The following is a 20,848-nucleotide window of genomic DNA, read 5'->3' as shown; positions in this document are numbered from 1 at the left end:
AACGTTTAACTACTCAAGGAGATTGCAGAAGTTGTGCCAACTAAATAATCTTTATTTTTCAGTTGCTTATGCCATTCAATTCCAGTGCGGTTTTTATTTCTCAAAATGGGAATCAAAACAAAATACGATTGAATTGCTATTTGAATCGTGGTGCTTGGGGAAATCGAAAGTGGGATTAATAATTGGGGCCTTAAACAAACACAACGCCAAGCGAGTGTTGGCGCTTTGCTCTAGGATGCACGAAGCTTGGAAACTAGAAAGCTAGGAAGCACGAAGCTAGGAAGCACGAAGCTAGGAAATTAGAAAGCTGTGAATCTAGCAAGTCAAAAATGGCTTTGAGGCTGACTAGCTCATTTTAGGGATCACCGTTATCACAGGGACACCCAAGATATCTTCGATTTCGTCTTTGCGTTTGATTGAAGAATCAAACAGTTCAAACAATACCGCTAAACCAATACCCAGTCCGATACCTGCAACGAATCCAGCCAGAATAAAAACAAAAGTCGGCATGTTAGATTTGACACTCGGTGTGAAAGGCAAATCGATAATCTTCACACGTTTGTTTTGCTCGAATACACCAAGCGAACCCGTTAGTTGAGCCATTTCATAACGCTCTGTCAGTTCATCATATAGTTGACGTTTGATTTCAACTTGACGTTTAAGGCGGTACATCTCTTTTGCATTTTCGCCGAAGTTATTGGCCTTGTGTTCTAATTCGAAAATCATAGTTCGAAGGCTTTTGGTCTCTTCAGTTAAAGACTCAAAGCGAGCACGAACCAGCTGTAGGCTGTGTAATTGAGTGACCAGAAGAGGTTGGGTATCAGAAAGTTTGTTCAGTGTCGTACTACTTGCGATGTCCCAAAGCTGGTCGCTGTTCATCGTTGGCTGGGTTACCTCGAGCAAACTCTTACGTTCATTCTCTAGTCTGTCTAGCTCACGCACTTTAGCTTGCACAGCACTGTGCTTGTCCGTGTATTTAGCTTGTAACAAGGTAAGGTCGCTACGAATGTCGATGATCTGGTCTTCTAATTTACCGATCACAGGGTTGGTTCTTGAAAGTTGTTGGTCGATTGACCCTAAACTTTTTTCGACACCCGATAACTCGGCCTCTTTTTCTGCCAGTGTTTGTTTGAGTGAAGCTAAGCGATTCAAACTTTGGCTCTGTACCTCAGGCGTCGAATGAACATTCTCATTCATGTATGCAGCTAGCGCTTCTTCTGCTTCTGCAAGCTCTGCGCTACGTTTGTCGATATGGATTTTCAAGAAGTTACTTGAATCTTCAATCGATGAACGTTCCGGTGCGAGTAACTGTTCAATGAAATGTTCACTTACCGAGCGCAGCGTCGCTTCCATTCCATTTGGTGTGTTCGACGTTAGACTTATCTTTAGAAAATCTTTTCCAAGCTGAGTCACCGTTAGACGTTGAGACAGGTCAGTAATGATCTCTTGTTTCTCAATTTCAGGCATATCTGGCGTGGTTAATTGCAGTTCATCAGCGACCGAGTAAAGCACATGTCGACTGTGAAGCAGTGTTCTTAATGCGTTAAGTCGATCTTTGAGCATCGTCGAAACGGCAATGTCTTCCAAGAATGGATTCATCTTGGCCGTTTCTTGAATCAACATACTGGTATGCGCGTCATATTTAGTTGGAGCCAACTTGCTCACACCAAAGCCTACAAAGGGCAAAATAAGCATTGGCAGAACGATAACGTAGCGTTGGCGCCACATCGCATTGATGATGACTAATAACCGCAATTTCAGATTATTCATAATAGCTCCAACATCCAATGTACGAAGTTACCACGGTTCTGCCAGCTCTCTTGTTCGACGACAGAGATAGGTGAGTTGCTTAGCTCGCGTGCATGATCAAGCGCCCAAATCATTTGGTTGGCACTGCCAACCGTGGTTACGTGCCCTTGATATGGAACCAAAGCAGGGAACGGTGTTGTGATAATGGGTGTGCCCGCCGCAAGGTATTCCATTAGTTTGAGTGGGCTACACGCTCGGATCTGCTCGTTATCAACAAACGGCAACAAGCTCACATCCCAGTGTTGAGAATAGCTTGGTAGCGTGTGGTGTGGACGAGGGCCAAGGTAATGTACGTTACTCAACTTAGGCAGCATGAGCGTATCAAGCTCGTTTGGACCTATGAAAACAAAGTCCCATTCCGGCATCGCATTCGCAACATGATCAATCATTTCATAATCAAGCCACTTAGAAAGGCTGCCATAAAAACCAGCAATAGGGCGGTGGTTGCTTGGTAAATCTTTTGCTCTTGGTGCGGGTGTTGAAAATAGGTCTACGTCGACACCATGTGGTAGCAAGTGCGCTTTATGCTTTGGAAATTTATCCATCAATTTTTTGCTAGCCGCGAATATAAGCGTTGATTTTTCGATTAGCTCTGATTCGTGCTGTGCAACGGTGTCATGATCAACACCAGCCAGCGCGCTAAAATCATCACCGCAGTAATAGACCACAGATGACTCGCCTAAGTGTCCGCACAAATCAACAGCGGTCGGAAGAGAAGTCCATAGGATAGGCGCGTTAAGATTAAGCTCTGCAATAACCGGTTTTAGTTGGTGCAACATCATTTGCTGAGCCAACTTTCTAGAAAATTTAGAAGCAGGCGCAGGGATTGTCTTTAAGTTAACGATAGTAATGTTGTCGTGTCCCTCAGAGTCGAGCATGTTTTGAGTTACGGCCTTGGTTTTACCAAACAACTTGTTGAACGCTCGGCTAACATCTTTGGCGGACAGCTTCGGTTGTCTTAAGCCAATTGAGTTGACCCATAAGACTTTGTGCTGCTTAGCAAGGTGACGAACTAAATGTTGAGTCGATGAAGGTAGGCCACCAAAGTCTTCACCAAATACGATTAAATCACGCATGGTCACCTCCATGAGTCTCTAACGAATCGAACATATCGGATTCTGTCACTTCAACGGGTTTGATGTGACCGACAACTCGAGCTGGGTTGCCACCTGCGATTGCGAAGGCAGGAATATTCTTTGTTACTACGCTGCCTGCGGCTATTACGGCACCTTCGCCGATGGTTACGCCACCTTTGACCGTCACATTCGTGCCCAACCAAACATCGGGTTCAAGAATGATGTCACCGATTTGCTGAGGGTCGTCACCTTCACCTAGCGCTCGGCGTTTTGCATCAAGCGGGTGTCCAGAGTATCCAAATAGAAAAGCGCCGCCTGCGATTCGTACGTTGTCAGAGATAACGACTTTACCGCCAACAGCGATAGTCGACTGCCAACCAATGTCGACGTTGTTGCCAATCGACAATAGTGGGTGTTCCAAGCCTTCAAGTGACTGAGTACAACCAGAGAATGTCGTGTGGCCAGAGATACGGCAGTTATCGCCAATCGAAATTTGTACCGGACCGCTGACGAAAGGCAGTCCACCATACAAATACAGGCGTTTGCCACATTGAGCCACACGACCTTTGAAAGCCGGAGTCCAGTAGAAGAATCGCGTAAAGCCAGAAACCAGATTCACCACTAGCTTGTGCGCTTGATATAGACAGCGATTAAATAGTTTAGGGGTAGGTAGCTCTGCGCTTCTGATGTTTTTTAAAATGAAAAACACATTTCTAATTCGAGAATTAGGATGAAACTTAAGCCAATGTTTGAATTGATGTATAGATACTGACGTCATAATGAAAATCCTCTTTTTTGTTATATAGAAGTACTTTCATATATTGTGCCATCTAATAAATATAATATTTTCAATAAGTTAAAATGTGTCTTTTAGGTTTTCTCATTTTGACAGGCAGTTTGAGATACATTTGAGACGCAAACTGTGAGTGCTGCGAGGATATAAATCGGCCAGTTGAAGCCTTGAGTCAAAAATGTACCCGACACGATTGTTCCAATCAGACCTGCATAGATCGCATAGGCGACCGCATTGAGTTCGGGGGCGATTTCTGTGGCCGAGTTTTTTAACCTCGTTAGCGTAGAGCGAGAGGTTTTGATCAAAGCAACGATAAGGCAGACAAAAATGATCAGACCAATAAAGCCTGTTTCTGCCAACACACCAAACCAGGTACTGTGAACGGCGTGATTCAGTCCGTCCCAATGCGAACTGTAAAAGAAGTAGTTCGAGTAGAAGTTGTTCAACCCTACGCCGGTCAGTGGATTCTCAACTGCCATCTTTATTGCTGCTTCCCAAGCATAGATTCGACCCATTGCAGATTCATCGATACCTTGTTCAGCGGCACCACCAGAAGATCTGTCTGAGATACCAGCAACTAAATAGAGCACCACGGCCGCGACAGTTCCCACTGAGATTAAGAGAACTTTAGAGCGCACTAGCTTCCACGCAAAAATACCAATCACCGCAATACAACCCAGTAATCCGCCACGGCTTTGAGTGGCAATAATGGCGGCGAGCAGTAACAGACAAACTAAGGCACTGATTAAACGTTTGGATCGTGAGATGCCAGTCGTGGTGGCTTGGCTTATTGTAAAGGCGAGTGGGAACATCAGTACCAGTGCTAGGTCGTTCGGGTCACCTAACATAGAGCCAAAATCGCGGCCAATAGTCACGCGTGAGCCCTCGACAAGCCCAATACCATTTACTGAGTTGTACACGGCAATAGAGCTGACTAAAGCGCCAGCGTAGATAATCGTCATCGCGGTTTTTGCGAGATTTTCCGTGGTGTTTACTAGCCAAGTAATCGCAAGCGTCATCACTATAATTTTCCAATAAACGCCCTTGAATTCTGCTAGTGCTATTGGCCTGTTGGACGCGAAGATAATACCAATGAAAACCAATACCCAAAATATGGCGAGCCAATTTAAACAAGGGTGCCAGAAGATTTTAAGTTCTTTACTGATTAATGCATGCCATAGAAGAGCCGACAGAGCGCCTAATGAAAGCATCAGCGGTATTTTTAGCGAATAGAGCTGAGGTATAGCTTCGTGAATTCGGAAAAATGAAAAGACAACGAACAATAGAACTAACCAGAATGTTTTGTTTAACACGAATAACCCAGCCAATGGCACAAGAGCGAGCGCCACAATGACAGCAGGGTGAGGCACAAAGTACCAAACAACACCAAGCCCAACACACAAGGTGCTGATCGTGATGATGACTGGCAATCTATTGGCTTCAGGGTTGACCATTGTGACCTCTATTGGCAAATAAACTCTTTAGGACTCGGCTCGTAATCTTTTTAAGACGTAGTTACGCCTGATGTTAAAGATTGCAAAGTGAGTGCCAGTTATGCATTTTATTTAACTTACTGATTTAATGTTGGATTATTAAGTGAGGGCGTAGCCTTGAGGTGAGTTTTGTCATTTTGAGAATCAGTATAAAACTGACTAAAGTACTTAAATCATCAAGCCCAAATAACCAGTTATCGACTAAGGCTAGAATTAACGGTCGAGTTGATAGATTTCCAACAACTGCGGGACAACGGCTTGTGGAGAGTATTGGTTTTTCACGGTTTCTATCGCGTGACTCTTGAGAGAGTCACGCTGCTCGTTCGTCAATGACATCCACAAAGATAAAAACTGTTCTAGCTCAGCTTCTGAATTTGCAAGGTAGCCGTTAACTTGATGCTCGATGAGTTGAGGCAAGTTACCAACTGAGGTGGCGAGAACGGGAATGCCACGAATCATGGCTTCTAATGCCGCCATAGGTAAGCCTTCAAAGCGAGAAGGGATGATTAACAGATCGATTTGGCTCCAGACGTCGTCCATATTGGTCTGATACCCATGAAAGGTCACATTATCAGGCTGCGATTTAACTAAGATGTCCATTTCTGGCCCGTCACCAAAAAGCTCAAACCGAACATCAGGAAACTGTTTGGCTAATGCAACAAATCGATCAGGCGCTTTTTCATGGCTCAATCGCCCCACAAAACCAACATGGAATGGGCTTGATGAAGGGGAGCTTGTTAACCCGCTTGGCATTTTAACAAAGTTATTCAATTGATGGGTTTGACTCGGCACTTTCGCTTTAATCTTTTCACTGACCACGAGCGACTGATCAGAAAGAAAACTGCTGTAACGGTCGAGCCAATCATAAAGCCATACTTTGCCTGTTGGGGTTTCACCTGCGTGATAAGTGGTGATTTGCTTTGTGTTGTTGAAACGAGGCGGAAGCTTGATTAACTTGCTGACCAAACTGGCTTTGTAACCATGAGCATGGATAAGCCTTGGTTGATAATGTTGAACTGCACGTTTCAGCTGTGTCGCGCTATTGCCATTTGAATCTACAGAACATGAGGCTAAATCGGAGAGGTAACTAAAAGGGATGTTTAGCGCATTCAACTTTTCAACGATGATCGCTTCAGGATTAAACTTAGTCAAAAGAACGATACGAACAGCCTCTGAATACTGAGCGCTTTCCGATATCAGGCCTTGTGCTAATTCTAAAACATGCGTTTCTATACCTCCAAAAGTTTGGCTGTCGATCAACAGCCAAATCTCATGAAGGTTTATGTCGAGTACACCTTGGTTAGGCTTGATTGTACTCATCTTCCGATTCCCAAGCCTGTTTCTTACGATAAACAGTAGAAGGGCTAAGTTCTAACAGCACAGCAGCGTTTAACACATTCCCATCGCAATGATTGATGGCATGTTGAATGGCTTCACGTTCTATTTGCCACATTGGACGAATAGCACCTTCGCTTGTGGTAAATGCAGGCGTCATCGGCTCATTGTGAGCTTGAGCAACTGACGATTGTTCCAACTCTTCCGGAGTAATCGGTGGCAACTTAGCTTCTGGTGCTTCAACAACTGCAGGTTGAGGCGCAGTTACTCGAATTGGTGTCACTGATTTAGATGATGGAGCGGCATCTACTTTATTAATCGGAGGCGGTAACATGTCTTTAGTCACGCTCGTTTCATTGTTCAACACCACTATGTTACGGATGATGTTTTGCAATTGACGCACATTGCCTGGCCACGCATAACGTTTAAGTAGATTCTGCGTTTCTTTGTCTATTGATTTAAACTTCTTCTTATCTTGCTTCGCGTACAGCTTCAAGAAATGATTGCAAAGAGTGACAATGTCACTCCCTCGCTCGCGAAGCGGTGGCATCTCGATAGGCACAACGTGAACACGATAGTAAAGGTCTTCTCTAAAACGTCCTTCTTCTACTTCAACCAGTGGATCGCGGTTGGTCGCACAGATAATTCTGACATCCACTTTAATCTCGCGGTTGCCACCGAGTGGAGTAAACGTACCAGTTTGCAAAAATCTGAGGAGCTTCTTCTGCATCTCCAGTTCCATTTCACAAAGCTCATCGAGAAATAGGGTACCGCCATGCGCTTGCATTGCTGCACCTTTACGGTCGGTTGTCGCACCGGTAAACGCACCTTTAACGTGACCGAAGATTTCACTCTCCATTAGGTCTCGAGGGATAGCGCCGCAGTTAATTGCCACGAAGGGTTTACCATTACGCTGACTCTCTTGGTGAATCGCTTCCGCACACACTTCTTTACCTGTACCACTTTCGCCGTTAATAAACACGCTGGCAGTGGTTGGTGCTACCGAATCAATGATCTTGTAAACAGCCTGCATGGGTAGGCAAGAGCCAATGAAATTATGAAAACGATCACGATCGAATTTGCTTTGCATGTTATCGACGAGGTTTTCGAGTTTCGCTCTTTTTAGATGCAAGCTAACAGAGGTCTTGAGTCGATCGGCTTGAATGGGTTTCTCTAAGAAGTCTTCTGCACCGCGTTGGATAAGGTCTACCGCGATGTTTACTGAACCATGCGCTGTCGCGATGATGACAGCGGTCGGTATTTCGTTAGCAGTAATCCAATCTAAGACTTCTTCGCCTGGCATGTCAGGAAGCTTAAGGTCGAGAATCACAAGCTGTGGAGAGTGCCTTTCAATGAAGGTCTTAGCTTCCGCGCCGGTTTCGACGTGGAAAATATCATAGGGCTCGTCTTTTACGTACTGCTTGTAGAGTACGGCGAGTGAGGTGGAGTCTTCAACTAACAATACCTTAGGGCGCATTGTGTATTCCTTTTGAAACTTTATCCTAACCAATCAATAACATAGTGATATGCAACCATCAATACGAGTCTTGTGTATTTGTTATCTACCACATGCAATCTTTTAAGAAGCGGCCTGTATAACTTCTCGCATTGCTGTTCATGATGGAGCCCATCTTATGGCGACTATATTAATAACGACTGTTTTGAGTTTTTAATCTGATACCGATAATGAACATGCAAAGCTAGCTGAAGCCTGCCTCTTTCCTTTCAAGCAAGGCTTTTATTGAACGCTCTGCGAGCTCTAGTAATTCATCAACTTGTCGAAATGCCGCATCATGACTCTGTTCTAAACATAGCTTTTCTAAAGCTCGAGCTAATTCACCCAAAGGGCGATTACCTAACGAAAGCGCTGTGCTGCCGAGACTGTGGACCTCGAACTCAAGTGTTTGAGCGTCTTTCTGCGTGACTGCCTCTTTTATAGCGACCAAGCGTGTTTGTGATTCTTCGACATAATGGTCGATCAAGATAGGGATAATGTCCGCACTTGTATCGCGAATCATTTGCTCCAGAACGCTTTCATCGACAAGCTTGCTCACTTGTTGTGAGTTTAGATTTGTAGCTGCGTCTGACGCTAAAGTAGAATTCATCAAACTAAGTCCTTTTATTGAGCTTAATATCTGTTAATACTATTAAGTTTTAGTCATTTTCTAGAATAATTTCAACTGGTTGCCGTACAAATAGAGCATTTAATTGGCATCTCACTCATCTTGCTATTGGGTTTGTGACAAACCTAACGGACTGATTTTATTTTGTTTTCTCTTATGAAATATAAACTTAGGTGCCTATAAAGCCTAAGGTGCGGGTAGATCTCAGAAGAAAACGAGCCCGATACAAATAAAAAAGACCACTGCAGTGAAATAACAACAGTGGTCTTAGAGCGGTTTATGTAGTTTAGGCTAATCTAAATAGCAATAACTCAAATAACGATAACCCAAACAATGATAATTTAAACAGCCGTGCTTTAAATCACGAAAAGTAGGACTACGAAGCTTTATCAATTTTTGGCTTTGGGTCGGCTTCTACTTCTTCCTCGCTACTTTCTGAGAAGATATCAGCAACAGCGCTTCTCTCGAGTTCACCTTTTAGATTACCGTCTTCATCAACAACTGGAAGAGAGTAGTCACAAGACATAGTGTCCGGTAGCACTTCTTCAATCACCGCATCTGGTAAGATGGCAGGGACTTCTTCGTATATCTCATCACTAAAATCATGTACCGATGAATCTTCAACTGCGTCTTGTAGGCTCTCTTGTGTGACTAGGCCTTGATAGCCGTCATCCGTTACGTGATAAGCGTAATCGTTTTTCAGCATCTTCATCTGTGCCAGAGCACCTTCAATCGTTTCTGATGTGATTCGATACAGAGGAGGCTGCATAACGGTTTCAACGGTCAGTGCACGAGCACGGTTTACGTCTTTCACGAACGCTTCCACGTAATCATCGGCTGGATTTAGCAGAATCTCATGTGGTGTGCCTTGTTGTACTAACTCGCCGTCTTTCAAAATTGCGATTCTATCGCCTAGGCGGAGTGCTTCGTCCAGATCATGAGTGATGAAAACAATCGTCTTATGAAGCTTCTCTTGAAGTTCGATAAGCTGATCTTGCATTTCACTTCGAATCAAAGGGTCGAGTGCCGAAAAGGCTTCATCCATTAACAAGATTTCAGCGTTAGTACACAGAGCGCGAGAAAGGCCAACACGTTGTTGCTGACCACCTGAAAGTTGCGCAGGGTATTGCTTGCCGTAACCTTTCAAGCCCACGGTTTCTAACCATTCGTTGGCTTTTGCTAAACGGTCTTCTTTTTTGATGCCTTGTACTTCCAACCCGTACGCAACGTTTTCAACCACAGTGCGATGAGGCATTAAGCCAAAGCGTTGGAATACCATCGACATTTTATGACGACGGAACTCTTCTAGCTGTTTAGTGTTGAGGCTCATCACATCAATGCCTTCAACCATGATTTTACCTTGAGTCGGGTCAATCAAACGGTTGAAGTGGCGAATCAGCGTCGATTTACCCGAGCCAGAAAGCCCCATGATAACGAAGATTTCACCACGGTTAATCTCAAGGTTGATCTCTTTTAAACCAACGGTATGACCCGTATCCGCAAGAATCTGATCTTTGTGTTCGCCGTTTTGAACTCGGTTCATAACAGACATTGGTTTCGGTCCAAACACCTTGTACAGACCACTAATTTCAATCAATGGTTTAGTCATGCTTGAATCCTCCTAAATGCGCATTAGTTCTTCTTGCGTACGCCTGAGAAGCGCGGTCAAAAAGGATTGCGAGGGCAACGATGGCGAAACCATTCATCAAGCCTAATGTGAAGTACTGGTTAGTAATCGATTTGAGAACCGGTTGTCCTAGGCCTTTCACACCAATCATGGATGCGATAACAACCATAGACAGTGCCATCATGATGGTTTGGTTAATACCCGCCATGATCGTTGGCATTGCTAGAGGAAGTTGAACACCCCATAAGCGTTGCTTTTTGCTCGCACCGAAAGCGGTAGCGGCTTCAAGGACTTCTTTATCAACTAAGCGTATGCCTAGGTTAGTTAGACGAATTACAGGTGGAATCGCGTAGATAACCACGGCGATTAGCCCTGGAATCTTACCGATGCCCAGTAGCATTACCACTGGAATCAAATAAACGAACGCAGGCATGGTTTGCATGATATCGAGCATCGGCGTAACAATTGACTGAGCTCGATTTGAACGAGCCATCGCAATACCAATCGGAATGCCCAAGAATATTGAAACCAAGGTACATACAGTGATGATACTGAGCGTCCGCATGGTGTCTTCCCACATTCCAAAGTAACCAATGAGAAGTAGAGAAGCAACACAGCCTAGAGCCAGTTTCCAAGAACGGCTTGCTGCGTAGACAAGGCTGGTACACACAGCCAGGACTATAATCCAAGGTGTTGAGATAAGGAGTTTTTCAAACCAAACGAGGAATGAAAGAAGAGGGTCAAAGAGAGATTCAATCATTTCGCCGTATTCACGGGAAAATTCACGGTATGCGCCATCTAGCGTCTTTTTTATGGTTCGTAAATCACCGCGTTCCATCTCTGGAAAGCTTGATAACCAATTGCTGTCAGCCATTTTATATCCTTATAGTTCGGAGCCACTTGTCCATGCGATAAGAAAATCGCTAATGAAAAGGGCTCCGAATCATGAATAACATCAAGTATAGCGACGTTATTTCTGTTTTATTGTTGAAGCGTAATTACTTGTTATTAAATCAAGCTCTTACAGCTGACCTTCAACTTTCTTAGCCACTTCTTCAGAAACCCATGGGTGCCATACTTCTGGGAATTCACTTAAGAAATGCAGACTCGCTTCTTCGCCATCAGCTTGGTTGTCTTCCATCCAAGCAAGTAGCGAGTTCATTTTGTCGTTTGTGAAACCACGTTTAGTAAAGTAGTCGTACGCTTCAGGAGCACGTGACGCAAAACTTTCAGTGGTAATCGTGTGGACAGGTGAAGGCGGGTACATGGTTGCTTTTGGCGATTCACAATCTTCTTTGGTGGTACAGTTAAGGAACTCTTCCTCATTAACGCCACTGCCAAAGTCGACTTTAACCATGTCGTATTTACCTAGAACAGCGGTCGGTGCCCAGTAGTAACCAAACCAAGCTTCTTCACGTTCATAAGCTTTTGCGATAGAGCCAGATAAGCCGGCACTCGAGCCTGGATCAACAATCGTGAAACCGCTGTTTTCTAGCTCAAGAGCATTAAACAAGTTTCCGGCGCTGATCTGACAGTTCCAGCCTGCAGGGCAGCTGTAGAATGCAGATGTATCTGGGTCTTCAGGGTGTTTAAATAAGCTTGCGTTTTTGCGTACGCCTTCGATGGTTGCCATTTCAGGGTACTGTTTTACTAGGTAAGCTGGAACCCAAAAGCCTTCTTCGCCGCCGTTCACAAGTGCTTTACCTGCGTAGCGAAGACGTTTTTCTTCAACACCTTTATCTAATGCGTCTTTTAAGCTGTTGCTCCAAAGTTCAGGTGCAACATCAGGCTGGCCTTTTTCGATCATAGACGTGCCTGTTGGCATAGTGTCGCCAGGGATAAGTTCAGCATCACACCCATAACCATGTTCAAGGATGAATTGGTCGATATTGGCGATCAGTGTTGCAGAGTTCCAGTTCATATCTGCGATTGTTACGCTGCCACATTCTCCAGCGTTAGCATTACCGCTGGCTGCTGCTACTAACAAAAATACGGAGCTTAACTTGTATTCCATATTGAGTTTCCTTTCTCTTTAATAATACAACTAAGGTAACCAAGGTAAATTGATTATCTAAATTGCTCGATGGTGATCCTTTCCGTGTATTTGAACCATTTGAGCAGAAGGAGGGATGGGTGAAGTTTGAATAGATAAACGTGCGAAGTCAGTGAAGTGTGATTTGCCAATTCATCCACTGTGTTTCAACAGCCATCGGATAACTTTGTCAAACTATTACAAATTCGTCAAAAACCACCTCTATTTATAATCTTAGGGAATAATCGTACGAATTCCATCTTTGATTCGATTTATATGGCACTTTAACCGTCTGTGTCACATTACCGCTAAAGTTAGGCGTGGGGCTGTTGATTTTTGAAGGAATTTAAAGGGGGTAAGACCATGATTGATGTGTGTGAAATGCGTTGAATGGTTTTTAAAATCTTATTTTTAATAATAACTTCGCCAAAAATACCCAATTTGGTTTTGAGTTATTCAGAGCTTTTGGAGCTTGAAGTCTAATAGGATAGGTGGCTGTCATGGTTTAATGACAGCCAGAAAGTAGCAAAAGAAAGTTACATCGGAAGGTTCAAAAACTCATTTTGATACAGCTTGTTTGCCAAGCTATCGCGAAGCTTAGCGGGGATGAATTTCATTCGATTGATTTGTCTGACCATCTCTTGTGCAAAGCTAGGCTTTTGTTTCATGTTCATCACGCAGCCCATTAGGTTGATACTTTGTGCATCAAGCAGCTTTTTCGCTTGTTCTAGGTGGTGACTCGACGTTTCACCATAGGCGACAACCATCAATGTGCTGTCACAAGCACTCGCCACAGACTGAGCCGGAATGTTGCCTTTGTTTATGTTGAGAAGCGGTGAGGTATCAATGATGACTCTGTCGTATTTCTCTAACCATTTGTTGACCACGTTTTGTAACGTTGTCGGATCTTTATAAGCCAATTGCGTTGAAGCAACTTGTGGAGCAGGTACACCGATAAACGTACGCTGAGATTCAACATGTTCAATCAATTGACCTTGCTGATTATCTTCTAGCATATTCAAATCTTTGAAAGCAGGGTTGAATAAGTTGAGATCAACATAAAGTGTTGAATGACCCGCAAGAAGAAAACGCTCGGCTAATGCGGTTGCAATAGATGTTACGCCGTCACCTGAATGGCAGGCGGTGACGCATATTGATTTTTGGCCGTTAAGTTCAGAAGCTAAATACAGTTGCTCGACTTCGGCATGGGTCGCTGAAATTGTCATTATAAAGCTCCTATTAATACGATGGTGGTGGTGATACGCAGTATGTCATCAAGTCCGACGCGTGCTTTTTCAATAAAGCTTTCGCGACGGTCTGGGATGTAAATCGTGTCACCAGCGCGTAGCACCGGCAAGTTGTAAATGTTCGCCGTTTTGCTGAATTCAACAAGGTCAAAAGTACGAGCCTGACCTTGGCAGCAAGACATATTGACGATGGTAATTTTTTCTACATAAGCATTGTCGGTAGGTCCTGCTGCTTCTGCCAGAATATCTAGAATGGTCATGTTGTCGTTGAACACATAACGCCCCGGATTGTTAATCGCACCAAGCACACGAACGGTTTCTTCTTTCGGTGTATCTAACCAGTTTTTGCCTTTCTCTGGGATGTAAATCGTGTCGCCAGTGGTTACGTTTGGCAGTAACGATTCGTCACCGGTTTCGAAGTACAGTGATAAGTTAAGTTTGCTTACTTGCGAATAGGTTTTGTCACGATGCGTTACTCGAACGTTGTGGATGTCGGCATCCTTTGTTGGACCGTCAGCCGCAGACAAGATATCAAGGAAGTGCATGTCTTTGGTGAAGCGGTAACGACCGGGTGCATTCACTTGTCCAAAGATGTAGATCGAAGCATCAGAGCTTTGACGAACCCATTGTGATTTATTGTCTGAAGGATCTTGTGGCAAGTCGTGAACACGCACGATAGAGCCCGCTCGAATTTGTGGCATTTGGTCACGTGGCGCACCATTTCGAATAAAATCATCAAGGTTAAACACAACTAGCTTTCTACCAGTAACAACTTCGATTTTCGATGTGTCAGCGCGTAGCGTAGGGCCACCGACGTGTGCCAATAATCCCATGAAATTCATTTCATCTGACCATTCAATACGACCAGGTCGATTCACCTCACCAATCACGTTAACTGCTCTGTCTGGCGTGATTTTCAACCAAGACTTCTCGTTCATGTCGGTTTTCTCGGGAACGAAAATCGCGTCACCAGCTTTGATGCTAGGAGGGTTAGAGTTAGGTAAGCCTTCAGTGTAAGCCGCTAAATCGAATTTAAGCACTCTGCCATCTGCTTTGATAACACGGATTTGTCGTGACTCTGCAAATCGAGTTGGGCCGCCCGCATTCGCCAAGATATCCATAAAGGTCGCGTCTCTTTTGCCTTCAAAAGCACCAGGGGCTGCGACTTCGCCCATTACGTAAACCATGTTGGCGCCGGATTTGATCTCTTCTTCTTGCTTGGGAACGAAAATGGTCGCACCCGGGCGTAAAATTGGAAGCAGACTTTCGTCACCAGAATCTAAGTAACGTTTTAGGTTGAATAGCGTTGGGGTGTTGTTCGAAATCACTCGGATTTGCTCAACACTGGCATAACGAGTTACGCCGCCCGAACGCATAAGTACGTCGACAAGGTCGGTGTTCTCTTTGTAAGTGAACGAACCCGGCGCGTTCACCTCACCAAACACTTTGATGGAGTTACGAGAATCAGCACTGTCACCTGAGTTAGCAAGCTTTGCTGCGTCAAACTCTTGCTCGATGTTACCGACTAATGGAGAAGCTGGAACGAATAGTGAATCCAGTGATTGAAGAGTAGGTAATGCTGACTCGTCTCCTGAATCAAGGAATCGTTTGTAGTTAAACTCTTTCTTATCTGCGCCTCGCTTAAGAATCAGCTTATCCAGTTGCGCGCCCGGGCGTAAACCACCCGCAGCGTAAAGTGCCATTTGGATGCTAGAACCTAATGAGAGCGTGTATTCGCCAGGCTGTTCTACATAACCTTGCACGTAGATGATGATTTGCTGCTCTTTTACATACACTGAAGCGTTCGAAAGATCTTTGTAAGCGGTTGCCAGCGACTCTAGAATCACTTTGTTAAGCTGCTCACTGTCGTAACCTGCAACAAACACAGCGCCTACTTCAGGAAGGGTAATACGGCCACGCTTATCCACTTGGAAACCAGTGTTTAAGGTACTTTCACCGGGTACGTTAACTTGGATAAGGTCACCGACTTGAACCGCGTCTGAAAACTCATCGTTAGCATTGACGACATTCGCAAAGCATAACGATAGGGTGATGATAAAAGCGATCAATAATTTCATAATCCACCTCCAATTTTCTCGGCATTCTTAGGCGAGATAACTTCGATACTTACTCGGCGGTTAGTTAAACGTGTGCCGTCGGATTCACCTTCAAAAAGAGGGACGGTTTCGCCAACAGAGAGGGCTTTGATTCGTTGAGCGCCTAGGCCAAATATAGTCAGGTAGCGTTCGACTTGTTTCGCTCGTCCAAGTGCTAACTTATCGTTGTATTCTTCGGTACCTGTCGCATCTGCATGGCCGGTAACAACAAGGTCTAGGGATTTGTGTTCTTTAAGTAAAGTGGTCGCCTCGGCCAGTCTTCCCATATATTTAGGATTTACTTCAGTCGAGTTTTCCGCAAATTGGTTGTCAACATTAAGCAGGTCATACAACTGTTCAATAACCGACAGTTGCATTCTAAATTGATTTTCATTTTTTGGTGGCTCACAGCGGGCTTGTGAAGTTACGTAATCCAGTTGGACCTCAAGTTCATTTAGGCGTTTTCTTTGGATCACTAAGTCGTTGGCTGCATCCAGTAGTAGACCGCCTTGAAGTTCACGAGCAATACGATTTTGCTTTTCGATTGCTTGAACAACAGCAGCGGGGAAACACCAACGAGCACCTTCTTGGATCAAAGCATCAAGGTGCAATTTAGCGAGCTGCCAATCAAAGCGTAATCCATGTTCCGGACCAAGAGGCTCGTCTGGCATGACAGGAGAGAAGTCTGAGTTTTGATAGTTAATAGAATCGTAACTTTCAGCCAAACCCCCTGTGCCTTGTTCAGGATAGCTAGTACAGCCACCCAGAACGAGAGCGGACAGAGAAAGGGCTATGTAGTTTTTCAGTATTTTCATGCCAACGTCCTATGTTTCTAATTTTTCTTATTATTTTTTGTTACTTCTAGCTTAGTGGGTCTTCATGAATTTGCAGGATTTTTTGAATTTACTGGGATAGCGTGGCCAATACGCAGCAAGTTCATAATTTCAAGAGGTTGACCCGTCACATTTTCAAGTCGCATGTTGCGCTCGCGTTCAGTCAGACGTTTGAACATATAAACAATCGCGCCAACACCAGATGAATCTAAAAACTCAACCTGACTAAAATCAACTTCGATTTCAGGGTGACCATCGTTAGAAATCACATCATCGATGTCGGTTTGTGCATCACGACTGCCTGCTGCATCCAGATCACCGAAAATAGAAAGTGTCAGTGTCGTTGTGTTTAAATCAATCTTACGTAGTTCCATAGCGATATCTCCTTTTCAGTATGTATGGACAATTGCACTGAATGTGCCAACTTTTATGTTGTTATTTTTCAATGGCTTATATTTATCGTGAATTCCCATCTCAAATTGAGAGAAGGCATTTCTCAATTTGAGAACTAAAAACGGCGGATCATATGAGAGCCATAAGTCATTAATTTAATGAATAGATGCAAGGGTTAGATAAGGTTGATGAGTGGATCGCATCTTCTAGCAAAGATTGTCTAACTGCGTGTTAGAGCACTTACGATTAAAAGCATTTGTTGACCACTACAGTTATTAATACGGAGAAGATGATGAGATTAACCAAACTGGCTTTAGCCACTCTATGGGTGTGTTCGCTTTCATCTCATTCATCCTATTTACCTCCGGACTATTTGGTGCTTGCAAACTCCTACCAGCAAGGCATAGATGTTTCTGAATACTGGAAGAGTGAAAAACTTGATGGGATTCGGGCTCTATGGGATGGACAACATCTTTATACACGCAATGGTAATCGTATTTACTCACCGAAGTGGTTTACGGAAAACTTACCTAAGGTCCATCTCGAAGGAGAGTTGTGGGCAGGAAGGGGCAAGTTCCACCTTGTTCAATCTACCGTTCTCGACCATACGCCGAGTGACACAGCATGGCGCCAAATCGATTTCATGCTGTTTGATATGCCCGGCGCTGCGGGAGATTATCAAAAGCGCTATTACAACATTTTGCATTGGGTAAGGGTGATTGGAGAATCTCATGTCAGGTACATAGAACATGTACCAATTCACAGTGAAGAGGCTTTGTTTCATCAACTTGATAATGTCGATGAGCGTAATGGCGAAGGTTTGATGCTTAGAAAAATCACCAGTCGTTATCAAGCAGGCCGAAGTAATGACCTGTTAAAGCTCAAAAGGCATCACGATGCCGAAGCTATAGTTATTGGATACAAGAGTGGGACAGGGAAGTATAAAGGGATGATGGGTTCAATTTTGGTTCACACAGAAGAGGGTGTGGAATTTTATATCGGCAGCGGATTCAGTGACCAGATGAGACTCGCACCGCCAGAGATCGGCAGCCGTATTACCTTTCGCTACAATGGTTTTACTCAAAACGGAAAACCCAAGTTTGCGCGCTTTGTTCGAGAGAAGAGTGAATACTAAGCCAGATGCGATCTACCTGACCATTAAACGAAAAAGAGCCCTGAAAATCAGAGCTCTTTTTTTTATTCGAAATCAGATAGACCGACTTAGCGAGTACGAATCTAGCGAGAACTAAATTCTAACTGAACGTCATCGTCCTGCTTGTGCATCCAGTGTAGACGCATACCCAGCATAATCGCGGCTGACGTTAGACCGACGATGAAACCAATCCAGAAGCCGTGCGCACCCATAGGGTCAACAATCCAATCTTTCATTCCTAAGATGTAGCCGATAGGAAGGCCAAGCAACCAGTAAGCAACGAAGGTAATGTTGAAGATTGAACGCATGTCTTTGTAGCCACGCAGAGCACCTGCAGCGATAACTTGGATGGCATCAGTACATTGATAAACCGCCGCGAACAACAGCAACTGCATTGCAACGGTAATTACCGCAGTGTTCTCTGTGTAAAGTAATGCAACCTGTTCTCTGAACAGGACAGTTAACGCCGCTGTCATTAAGGCTGTCACTAAACCAACAATGATACCTACGTGTGTCGCGATCTTAGCGCCTTCGGTGTTGTTTTCGCCCAACTTATGCCCAACACGAATACTCACGGCTGCACCGATACTCATTGGAATCATGAAGACCAGCGAAGAGAAGTTGATCGCGACTTGGTGCGCGGCAACAATCAACGAGCCAAGTGGGGCAACCAACAAGGAAACAACCGCAAACAAGGTTACCTCGAAGAAGATAGCGGCTGCGACAGGGAAACCAAGTCTAAACAGGCGAATTTGAGCTTTAAGTTGCGGCTTATGGAACGTACCGAAGATGTTGATTTTCGATAACCGTTTTGAAGTTAAAACGTAAGCGAATAGCAGTGCAAACATCACCCAGTATACGATAGCCGTTGCAACGCCACAGCCAACACCACCCAATGCAGGAGCACCAAGTTTTCCGTATACGAACATCCAGTTAAGCGGGATGTTTAATAACAAGCCAATAAAACCAATCACCATTGCAGGCTTGGTTAAAGACATACCATCGGTAAAACTTCGCAATGTTTGGAACAACAAGAAAGCGGGTACAGCAAACATCACCGCATTCATATAGCCGATGGTCTTTTCCGCCATGAGTTGTTCAATGTCCATCCACTCCAATATCAATTGTGTTTGAAAAAGCACACCAATGATTGGAAGGGAGATGACGAGCGCTAAAAATGCGCCTTGTTGAATTTCGAATGGAATTTTTACTTGTCGACCAGAACCATTCAGTTGTGCAACGACAGGAACCAACGCCATCAATAGACCAACACCAAATAGGATTGATGGTAGCCAGATACTTGCTGCAATCGAAACCGCCGCCATATCGATAGCACTTACGCCACCGGCCATTACGGTATCAACAAAACCCATTCCAGTTTGTGCAACGGATGCGATCAATACTGGGGTCGCAAGTTTGATTAGATTCGAGGATTCTTCTTTGTAACGATGCACAAACAACTCCAAATAAGAGGGAAAATTAGAATAATAGTGTAGGAAAGGACATTCTGAAGGAATCAGAGACAATGATCTTAAGCTTCCACTGGACGAATCATAAAGAAATGTCACAATAACTGCTATGAAAAACTGTTATTAGGGCGTGTTGATCTTTCGAGCTGATTTTTGCAGCGAGTTGCTGGGCCTTTATACAAGGCAGGGGCTTTGATGTGTAGCTAGCCTACATGAGAAGCCGATAACGTAGTAAAAATGACCAGCAAACGCTGCCCGAAGGGTTCGAGCTGGGCGCCCCCGCAAAAAGCGTTTTACTCTTTGTTGAGGGAGATTTGCTTAGGATGCTAGGCTACTTCCCCCTCGCCGCGATTAAAACGTTTTTGACTAGGCGTCCCCATCCGAACAGAATTTAACCGCGAAAGGTCAACACGCCCTAGAATGCTAAATAGGAATCTTATGTTTACAGGTATCGTTCAAGGCATGGCAACACTGGTTGCTATCAACAAAAAAGAGTCGTTTCAAACTCATACCATTGAGCTAAGCGATGAAATGGTTGAAGGATTAGCCATTGGTGCTTCAGTAGCTCATAACGGTTGTTGCTTAACGGTAACGGAAATTTCAGGTAACCAGATTGCTTTTGATTTAATGCAAGCGACATTGCGATTGACGAACTTAGGCCAACTGAATGTCGGTGCCAAAGTGAATGTTGAGCGTGCAGCAAAGTTTGGTGACGAAATTGGCGGGCATAGCATGTCTGGCCACATTACTCTGATGGCTAACCTAGTCGATGTGATTAAAACAGAAAACAACCGTACACTTTGGTTCGAACTACCAGAAGAATCGATGAAGTACGTATTGAGTAAGGGTTACATTGGTGTTGATGGTTGTTCATTGACGATTGGTGAAGTGGAAGAGAACCGTTTCTCTGTTCACCTGATCCCAGAAACTCTGAATCGTACTCTGTTTGGCGGCCGTGAAGTAGGCGACCAAGTGAACATTGAGTTCGATCCACAAACGCAGGCAATTGTTGATACTGTCGAGCGTGTATTAGCGAACCAGAAATAGCAACTAAGCGCATTGAATCGGTGGCAATAAAATCACACCGATGACCAAATTAAAAAAGAGCACGTGAGGTGCCCTTTTTTGATCATGGTTTAAACGAGAAACTGATTGTCAGAATACTTGTTCATCATCGGCATCAATCGAAAGGTTGATTCTGTCTCTTACTTCGTCAACCTGCATATCCAAATGAATGGCATTGCAACACGCTGGACAATCATCATAGAAGTCTTGGCTACCATTAGATGCATCAAGCGTGATGTTAATACCGTGCCCACAATGCGGACAGGAGACATGTTTCTCTGTGTATTTATGCATGGCAAATTCT

The 20,848-nt window shown here is 44.3% G+C and carries 18 protein-coding genes; 2 read left to right on the top strand and 16 right to left on the bottom strand.

What is annotated here, in order from left to right:
- Positions 1 to 345: 345 nt before the first annotated feature.
- From AB4307_RS16705 to AB4307_RS16640, 14 genes are all read right to left on the bottom strand, one after another.
- Positions 346 to 1,770, bottom strand: a complete 1,425-nt coding sequence (locus AB4307_RS16705) for a GumC family protein (RefSeq protein WP_017063900.1) — start codon at positions 1,768 to 1,770, stop codon at positions 346 to 348.
- A complete protein-coding gene (locus AB4307_RS16700) occupies positions 1,767 to 2,885 on the bottom strand; it encodes a glycosyltransferase (RefSeq protein ID WP_017059584.1) in 1,119 nt (372 codons plus the stop codon). The genes AB4307_RS16705 and AB4307_RS16700 overlap by 4 nt, the downstream gene beginning before the upstream one ends.
- Positions 2,878 to 3,663, bottom strand: coding sequence for an acyltransferase (locus AB4307_RS16695; RefSeq protein WP_372132612.1), 786 nt, complete (start codon positions 3,661 to 3,663; stop codon positions 2,878 to 2,880). Before AB4307_RS16695 ends, AB4307_RS16700 begins: the two co-directional genes overlap by 8 nt.
- Before the next feature lie 92 nt (positions 3,664 to 3,755).
- Positions 3,756 to 5,132 (bottom strand): O-antigen ligase family protein, encoded by a 1,377-nt coding sequence (locus tag AB4307_RS16690; protein ID WP_372058641.1) that lies wholly within the window; start codon positions 5,130 to 5,132, stop codon positions 3,756 to 3,758.
- Positions 5,133 to 5,384: 252 nt separating this feature from the next.
- Positions 5,385 to 6,491 (bottom strand): glycosyltransferase family 4 protein, encoded by a 1,107-nt coding sequence (locus AB4307_RS16685; RefSeq protein ID WP_372132609.1) that lies wholly within the window; start codon positions 6,489 to 6,491, stop codon positions 5,385 to 5,387.
- Positions 6,472 to 7,983: a sigma-54-dependent transcriptional regulator gene (locus AB4307_RS16680; RefSeq protein ID WP_136978470.1), complete on the bottom strand. Its 1,512-nt coding sequence runs from the start codon at positions 7,981 to 7,983 to the stop codon at positions 6,472 to 6,474. The genes AB4307_RS16685 and AB4307_RS16680 overlap by 20 nt, the downstream gene beginning before the upstream one ends.
- Positions 7,984 to 8,206: 223 nt before the next feature.
- Entirely contained in the window at positions 8,207 to 8,611 is a 405-nt protein-coding gene (locus tag AB4307_RS16675) for an Hpt domain-containing protein (protein ID WP_372132606.1), read from the bottom strand.
- Between the two features lie 394 nt (positions 8,612 to 9,005).
- Entirely contained in the window at positions 9,006 to 10,238 is a 1,233-nt protein-coding gene (locus tag AB4307_RS16670; RefSeq protein WP_017059590.1) for a quaternary amine ABC transporter ATP-binding protein, read from the bottom strand.
- Positions 10,231 to 11,130, bottom strand: coding sequence for an ABC transporter permease (locus AB4307_RS16665; protein WP_017059591.1), 900 nt, complete (start codon positions 11,128 to 11,130; stop codon positions 10,231 to 10,233). Before AB4307_RS16665 ends, AB4307_RS16670 begins: the two co-directional genes overlap by 8 nt.
- Before the next feature lie 147 nt (positions 11,131 to 11,277).
- Positions 11,278 to 12,270, bottom strand: coding sequence for an ABC transporter substrate-binding protein (locus AB4307_RS16660; RefSeq protein WP_372132604.1), 993 nt, complete (start codon positions 12,268 to 12,270; stop codon positions 11,278 to 11,280).
- 554 nt (positions 12,271 to 12,824) lie between these two features.
- Positions 12,825 to 13,514 carry a P-loop NTPase family protein gene (locus tag AB4307_RS16655; RefSeq protein WP_017059593.1) on the bottom strand — a complete coding sequence of 230 codons (690 nt, stop codon included), beginning with the start codon at positions 13,512 to 13,514 and terminating at the stop codon, positions 12,825 to 12,827.
- The gene (locus tag AB4307_RS16650) at positions 13,514 to 15,613 is read right to left on the bottom strand and encodes an SLBB domain-containing protein (protein WP_372132601.1); all 2,100 of its coding nucleotides are present in this window, start codon (positions 15,611 to 15,613) and stop codon (positions 13,514 to 13,516) included. Before AB4307_RS16650 ends, AB4307_RS16655 begins: the two co-directional genes overlap by 1 nt.
- Positions 15,610 to 16,446 carry an OmpA family protein gene (locus tag AB4307_RS16645; protein WP_372132598.1) on the bottom strand — a complete coding sequence of 279 codons (837 nt, stop codon included), beginning with the start codon at positions 16,444 to 16,446 and terminating at the stop codon, positions 15,610 to 15,612. Before AB4307_RS16645 ends, AB4307_RS16650 begins: the two co-directional genes overlap by 4 nt.
- 62 nt (positions 16,447 to 16,508) lie before the next feature.
- Complete coding sequence (locus AB4307_RS16640) at positions 16,509 to 16,838, bottom strand: STAS domain-containing protein (RefSeq protein ID WP_050621341.1); 330 nt, start codon at positions 16,836 to 16,838, stop codon at positions 16,509 to 16,511.
- Between the two features lie 275 nt (positions 16,839 to 17,113).
- Between AB4307_RS16640 and AB4307_RS16635 the strand changes: the two genes are divergently transcribed.
- A complete protein-coding gene (locus tag AB4307_RS16635; RefSeq protein WP_524540948.1) occupies positions 17,114 to 17,992 on the top strand; it encodes a DNA ligase in 879 nt (292 codons plus the stop codon).
- A gap of 101 nt (positions 17,993 to 18,093) precedes the next feature.
- On the opposite strand, the gene AB4307_RS16630 is transcribed toward AB4307_RS16635, so the two are convergent.
- Complete coding sequence (locus AB4307_RS16630) at positions 18,094 to 19,464, bottom strand: MATE family efflux transporter (RefSeq protein ID WP_372055917.1); 1,371 nt, start codon at positions 19,462 to 19,464, stop codon at positions 18,094 to 18,096.
- Positions 19,465 to 19,917: 453 nt separating this feature from the next.
- Between AB4307_RS16630 and AB4307_RS16625 the strand changes: the two genes are divergently transcribed.
- A complete protein-coding gene (locus tag AB4307_RS16625) occupies positions 19,918 to 20,526 on the top strand; it encodes a riboflavin synthase subunit alpha (RefSeq protein WP_372073922.1) in 609 nt (202 codons plus the stop codon).
- A gap of 108 nt (positions 20,527 to 20,634) precedes the next feature.
- On the opposite strand, the gene AB4307_RS16620 is transcribed toward AB4307_RS16625, so the two are convergent.
- Positions 20,635 to 20,838: a CPXCG motif-containing cysteine-rich protein gene (locus AB4307_RS16620; RefSeq protein ID WP_017059600.1), complete on the bottom strand. Its 204-nt coding sequence runs from the start codon at positions 20,836 to 20,838 to the stop codon at positions 20,635 to 20,637.
- Positions 20,839 to 20,848 lie beyond the last annotated feature (10 nt).

The sequence above is a fragment of the Vibrio sp. 10N.261.52.C2 genome (assembly GCF_041471425.1).
GTDB classification, from domain to species: Bacteria; Pseudomonadota; Gammaproteobacteria; order Enterobacterales; family Vibrionaceae; genus Vibrio; species Vibrio crassostreae_C.
This window is presented reverse-complemented; position numbering and strand designations above follow the sequence as displayed.

Excerpts from the sequence above, each read along its gene's own strand:
- AB4307_RS16705 (WP_017063900.1), bottom strand. The coding sequence starts at position 1,770 with ATGAATAATCTGAAATTGCGGTTATTAGTCATCATCAATGCGATGTGG.
- AB4307_RS16700 (WP_017059584.1), bottom strand. The coding sequence starts at position 2,885 with ATGCGTGATTTAATCGTATTTGGTGAAGACTTTGGTGGCCTACCTTCA.
- AB4307_RS16695 (WP_372132612.1), bottom strand. The coding sequence starts at position 3,663 with ATGACGTCAGTATCTATACATCAATTCAAACATTGGCTTAAGTTTCAT.
- AB4307_RS16690 (WP_372058641.1), bottom strand. The coding sequence starts at position 5,132 with ATGGTCAACCCTGAAGCCAATAGATTGCCAGTCATCATCACGATCAGC.
- AB4307_RS16685 (WP_372132609.1), bottom strand. The coding sequence starts at position 6,491 with ATGAGTACAATCAAGCCTAACCAAGGTGTACTCGACATAAACCTTCAT.
- AB4307_RS16680 (WP_136978470.1), bottom strand. The coding sequence starts at position 7,983 with ATGCGCCCTAAGGTATTGTTAGTTGAAGACTCCACCTCACTCGCCGTA.
- AB4307_RS16675 (WP_372132606.1), bottom strand. The coding sequence starts at position 8,611 with ATGAATTCTACTTTAGCGTCAGACGCAGCTACAAATCTAAACTCACAA.
- AB4307_RS16670 (WP_017059590.1), bottom strand. The coding sequence starts at position 10,238 with ATGACTAAACCATTGATTGAAATTAGTGGTCTGTACAAGGTGTTTGGA.
- AB4307_RS16665 (WP_017059591.1), bottom strand. The coding sequence starts at position 11,130 with ATGGCTGACAGCAATTGGTTATCAAGCTTTCCAGAGATGGAACGCGGT.
- AB4307_RS16660 (WP_372132604.1), bottom strand. The coding sequence starts at position 12,270 with ATGGAATACAAGTTAAGCTCCGTATTTTTGTTAGTAGCAGCAGCCAGC.
- AB4307_RS16655 (WP_017059593.1), bottom strand. The coding sequence starts at position 13,514 with ATGACAATTTCAGCGACCCATGCCGAAGTCGAGCAACTGTATTTAGCT.
- AB4307_RS16650 (WP_372132601.1), bottom strand. The coding sequence starts at position 15,613 with ATGAAATTATTGATCGCTTTTATCATCACCCTATCGTTATGCTTTGCG.
- AB4307_RS16645 (WP_372132598.1), bottom strand. The coding sequence starts at position 16,446 with ATGAAAATACTGAAAAACTACATAGCCCTTTCTCTGTCCGCTCTCGTT.
- AB4307_RS16640 (WP_050621341.1), bottom strand. The coding sequence starts at position 16,838 with ATGGAACTACGTAAGATTGATTTAAACACAACGACACTGACACTTTCT.
- AB4307_RS16625 (WP_372073922.1), top strand. The coding sequence starts at position 19,918 with ATGTTTACAGGTATCGTTCAAGGCATGGCAACACTGGTTGCTATCAAC.
- AB4307_RS16620 (WP_017059600.1), bottom strand. The coding sequence starts at position 20,838 with ATGCATAAATACACAGAGAAACATGTCTCCTGTCCGCATTGTGGGCAC.